Below are 4,903 nucleotides of genomic sequence, written 5' to 3'. Positions count from 1 at the left end.
TACACCAGGCCGACCAGGGCACGCTGGTGCGGTGGGAGCTTGCAGCGGCGGTCACCCTCGCGGGTGACGACGAGCATGGTGACCCACTCGACCAGAGCGTGGGGCAGGTCGAGTGCGGCAGAATACGGAACCAACGCGGCTCCTGTGGCTGTCGGTTGAGACTTCGAACACCTCCCCCAAGGGCAGGGGAGGCTCGTGCGTTGCGGGCACCGATCCCGTCACCCGATAAGTGGCCACGCTGAGAGAGCTCACTGACCCAGCATCCAGATCAACTTCGACGCGTCCACCGACTGGTTCGCGGACGGGGTGGCCGAGGGGACCGGCTTGTCGTAGTCCGCGAGGAGGAAGATCCGGTCGATGTCTTTGCCTTTCTCGGTGAGCTTGATCGGATAGGGTTTGCCCCGCGTCGCGACGTACTCCGCGAGCACGGTGCCGTGCGCGTCCCGGCCGGTGAGCCGTACGGCCCTCATGCCGTCGACGGTCGTCGTGCCGTCCTTCCGCACGCCGAGCACATGCTGGCGGCTGGAGATGTGCTGATAGCCCTTCAGGTTGCACAGCCGGGACGTGTTGCCGAACAGCTCCCTGAGCACCGGGTCGTCGTTCTTGCCGTGGACGTACCGGTTCTTCATCTGGTTCGCCGCCCTGGTTCCCTTGCCGCCCGGGAACTGGGACTTCCAGTAGGCCACGTCGGGCTTAACCCACACCTCGTCGCCCCGCTTGACCAGCTGTACGCTGCCCTTGTCACCGAGCGTGAAGGATCCGGTACAGTTGACTTCCCGGTCGAGCCGGAAGTCCAGGGCACTGACGGCGTCGCCGCTCGAGGCGGCCGGTCCCGAGTCCCTGATTCTCAGGTGTACGGATTGGGCGGAGCGGAAGGCCTGGTCCGCAAGGTGCGCGATCTCCTTCGGGGACTTCTTCTCGATGCCGTTGTCGCCGTCACCACCCGAGGCCCAGGTTGACACGGCGCACAGCAGCACGGCGCTCGATCCCACCACGGTTACGAGGAGTGTTCTGCTCATCACACCTCCACAAACCCCCTGAGATCCCCTTATCACGCTATCTCTCGGGCTTTGTTTTCGCGCGCAGTGTCAGAGCAGGGTCCCGCTACAGCGAACGGTCAACCGCTCGCTCTCTGCGGCCCGGGCCCCGGTGGCGTGTGGAGTGGCCCGTCTGAAGTCCTGGCGGGTGGATCAACTGCAACCCGCGCGTCTATGACTGGGCCGCGGCCAAACTGCCCTCCAACATCATCTTCGACCCGGACCCACCTACCCATCACCGCTGGGAGCTACACGAGTTCGCGGCCAACCTCGCTGAGGCTCAAGCCTCCTGCACCCTCGAGATGAGGAACCACCGAGGACGGAAACCCCCGTGCCCAGCCACTCCAGGCCGGCCGGGCAGGCACCGAAAGCCCCGCCCGGGCGAGTGAGCCGCCGCTGCTACCGACTTTCGGTGTGCCCCGGACGACTGGGTAGGGTCGCGGTACCCGAGCAGGAGAGGTAGTTGCATGGCCAACGAGATTGTGATCGCGTAGACGACCAGCGACGACGAGGATGCCCCGAGTTTCGTAGAGTCCGGTGATCTTGTTTCAGGCGGACCGCGGGGCTTGCTCCGACTTCCGCCAGTGGTCGTGTTCGTATTCAGCGGGCGGTAGGTGGTCGAGGGCGGAGCGGAGCCGTTCCTCGCTGCACCACGTGACCCATTGGAAGCTGGAAGGAACGGCTTCAACACGCCACCATGCAATCAAACGGCGCGTACAGGCCGAGCGTTAGGGTTTTAGCGCTCAAGAGCGCAGAGGGTCGGCGCCCATTTGGTTCGCGATGCCTCTGATGCCAGGTATTCGCCTTCCCTCCGGCGTTTGCAGGCGAGCATTCACCTTTGTGAGAGAAAGACGGAGCGGTGCGAGAAAAAGGAACAAACACAACTCGCAACGACCGCACGGGCGGTTGGCCGCGTTGGCCTCAGCGGCGGTGGCGTCTGTGATGCTGACGTCGGCCACTCCGCCCGCACAGACGAAACCGGACGTCGGCTGGGGCTTCACGCACACGCAGTACAGCGCCGACGAGGGCAGAGCCAGCGCCACCAAGCGCGTCGAGGACCTGCTCTCCGGATCCGGGATGCCGGAGAACCAGCACATCATGGGGTGGAGCGCGGGCAATCCTGAGCCGGTCAAGGGCCGTTACGACTTCGAGGAGATGGACCGCCGTATCGCCTTCATACGTAAGTCGGGCGGCACCGCGGTCGTGACGCTGTGCTGCGCTCCGGACTGGATGAAGGGCCGCCAGGCGGGCTCCGACAACACCGACTGGAGCCAGTCCGCCCTGGAGACCGCACCGACGCCGGATCACTTCAAGGACTTCGCCGCCCTCGCTGCCGCCGTCGCCAAACGCTATCCGGACGTGCGCCACTTCGTCGTCTGGAACGAGTTCAAGGGCTTCTGGAACAACTCCAAGGCGCGTTGGGACTACGAGGGCTACACCGAGCTGTACAACCTCGTGTACAAGGCGCTCAAGCAGGTCAACCCCGAGATCATGGTGGGTGGCCCGTACCTCGTCACGGACAGCGTCGACCCGCGGCAGGAGCAGGACGCCTCCACGACGCTGCGCGGCACCTGGGGCGCCATGGACCAGCAGGCCCTCGACGCCTTCGACTACTGGAACAAGAACAAGGTGGGCGCCGACTTCGTCGTCGTGGACGGCTCCAGCTACGCCAATGACGACCACCTGCTGCCCGACGAGTTCGCCGCCACCGACAAGTTCAACGCCGTCGGTGCCTGGGTGCGGCAGCAGACCCACGATCTGCCGCTGTGGTGGGCCGAGTACTACGTGGAGCCCGCCGACGGCAACGGCGACCGTAAGGGCTGGACGGAGGGCCACCGCGTCGCCGTGCAGGCCACCGCAATGATCGCGATGGTCAAGGGTGGCGCCTCCTCGGGCTTCTACTGGAATCCGGAGGAGAAGAATGGCACCGACTGCCCAGGCTGCATGTGGACGCCGACCCTCGCCACGGAGGGCGGCAAGCCGCTGCCCATGTACAACCTGGTATCCCGGTTCGGCAAGGAGTTCCCCCCGGGCACGCAGTACCGGACGGTGCCGGTGGCCAAGGACGACGCCCCCGACGTCCGGGTCCTGGCCACCGACAAGGTCGTCCTCGTGGTGAACACCCTCGACCGCACGATCAGCGCCCAGGTCGACGGTAAGCGGTTCGACATGAAGGCGTACGAGGTGAAGTGGCTCCCGCGCTGAGCCGCATGGGGCTCCCGCGCCGACCCGCTCCACCTCGTACCCCGGACGCCAGGACGGGATCGGTGGCGCGAGCGTCGGGACGCACTGCACCTTCTTCATGTCCCTGGCGCCCCACGACCTCGCCGACGTGACGTTGTCGGCCATTGTCGCTGCTCAGCCATGGCAGCCGCATGGCCGGGTCGTCGTGGGCGTACACGAAGTCCATCGCCGCGGCCTCGCCCGGGCGGAACCGCCCGAACGCTGCCTCGCGAGCTGCCTCAGGGAGGAATCACATGTCATCCACGACGGTCGTCGTGATCGGGGCAGGCCCTTACGGCCTGTCCACTGCCGCGCATCTCAAGGCGCGCGGCCTGCATGTCAGGGTCTTCGGCTCGCCGATGGCGAGCTGGGCCGAGAACATGCCCGCGGGTATGCTGCTGAAGTCGCCGCCGAGCGCGTCGGTGCTGTCCGCGCCGAAGCAAGGGTTCACGCTGGACGACTACTGCCGGCAGACGGGGGAGACCCGGCTGACCGGACACGATCCGGTGCCGGTCGAGGTGTTCGTCCGCTACGGGCGGTGGTTCGCCGAACAGTGGGTTCCAGAAGTCGAAGACGTCCGGGTGCTCGGCGTCGATCGTCACGCCGACGGTTTCCGTCTCAAGCTCGCCTCCGGTGAGGAACTGCGGGCGGCGGCCGTCGTCGTGGCCAGCGGCCTGGACGGCTTCGCGTACGTGCCCGAACCGCTGTCCGCCCTCGTCCCTGAAGGGTTGGTCTCGCACAGCTCCCAGCACGCCGACCTCGGGAAGTTCGCCGACCGGGACGTGGTCGTCGTCGGTGCCGGGCAGTCCGCGCAAGAGAGCGCGGCGCTGCTGCACGAGGCCGGGGCACGTGTCCAGCTCGTCGCCCGCACTCACAATCTGGTGTTCGGGGCCGGACCGACGCCTGGGCCGCACTGGCAGCCGGACACCCCTCTCGGGCGGTCCTGGGGCCTGTACGCGTTTGTCCATCAGGCGGCGGCTTTCCGTTTTCTGCCCGAGGCCACCCGGTTGAGGCTAGTGCGGCGGGTGCTGGGGCCGTTCGGTTCCTGGTGGCTCAAGCCGCGCCTGGACGGGGTGGTGCCGGTGCATCTGGGGCAGCACGTCGTCGCAGCCCAGCGCGATGGTGACGGTGTCACCCTGACCACCCGGGACGGCGATGGGCGGACCCGCACGATCGAGACTGCCCACGTGCTGGCCGCCACCGGTTACCGGGTCCGCCTGGACGCGCTGGACTTCGTCGGTCCCGAGTTGCGGTGCGAACTGGCACGTACGGGCGGGTTCCCGGCCTTGGACGCCGGACTGCAGTCGTCCGTGCCTGGCCTGTATTTCACCGGCATGCAGGCGGCGGCGACCTTCGGGCCGCTGCTGCGGTTCACGTGCGGTACGAACTTCGCGGCCCCGCGGCTGGCCGCCGCTGTGTCCGCGAGGACGCGGCGACGGAGCGGTTCCTGGAGTTCCAGGAGTCCTGGGGCCGGAAGTATCCGGCGATCTTGAAGGCTCCCCTCCCTGAGGGAGGGGATTCGTCACCCTCCAGGGCTGAGCGGGGATTTACGGCTCAGGCCGCCACCGGAGCCGGCGGCTCGGGTGGTCCTACGCCCTCGGCACCGTCCGGGTTCCAACCTGCCCGGGCCAGCATCACGCGGG

At 67.3% G+C, this 4,903-nt stretch carries 3 protein-coding genes and 1 pseudogene; 2 read left to right on the top strand and 2 right to left on the bottom strand.

Annotated elements, in window-relative coordinates; genetic code table 11:
• Together ACIBJF_RS52095 and ACIBJF_RS52090 are read right to left on the bottom strand one after the other, a co-directional pair.
• Positions 1-134, bottom strand: a pseudogene (locus tag ACIBJF_RS52095) (IS5/IS1182 family transposase); the annotation flags it as partial.
• A 114-nt stretch (positions 135-248) separates the two neighbouring features.
• Positions 249-1,019 (bottom strand): hypothetical protein, encoded by a 771-nt coding sequence (locus tag ACIBJF_RS52090; protein WP_399184909.1) that lies wholly within the window; start codon positions 1,017-1,019, stop codon positions 249-251.
• Positions 1,020-1,979: 960 nt separating this feature from the next.
• Here ACIBJF_RS52090 and ACIBJF_RS52085 point away from each other — a divergent pair.
• Positions 1,980-3,242 (top strand): xylan 1,4-beta-xylosidase, encoded by a 1,263-nt coding sequence (locus tag ACIBJF_RS52085; protein ID WP_399184908.1) that lies wholly within the window; start codon positions 1,980-1,982, stop codon positions 3,240-3,242.
• A gap of 272 nt (positions 3,243-3,514) precedes the next feature.
• Positions 3,515-4,753, top strand: coding sequence for an FAD-dependent oxidoreductase (locus tag ACIBJF_RS52080; protein WP_399184907.1), 1,239 nt, complete (start codon positions 3,515-3,517; stop codon positions 4,751-4,753).
• Positions 4,754-4,903: the final 150 nt, after the last annotated feature.

The organism is Streptomyces sp. NPDC050743 (assembly GCF_044456925.1).
Lineage (GTDB): Bacteria > Actinomycetota > Actinomycetes > Streptomycetales > Streptomycetaceae > Streptomyces.
This window is presented reverse-complemented; position numbering and strand designations above follow the sequence as displayed.

Excerpts from the sequence above, each read along its gene's own strand:
- ACIBJF_RS52090 (WP_399184909.1), bottom strand. The coding sequence starts at position 1,019 with ATGAGCAGAACACTCCTCGTAACCGTGGTGGGATCGAGCGCCGTGCTG.
- ACIBJF_RS52085 (WP_399184908.1), top strand. The coding sequence starts at position 1,980 with ATGCTGACGTCGGCCACTCCGCCCGCACAGACGAAACCGGACGTCGGC.
- ACIBJF_RS52080 (WP_399184907.1), top strand. The coding sequence starts at position 3,515 with ATGTCATCCACGACGGTCGTCGTGATCGGGGCAGGCCCTTACGGCCTG.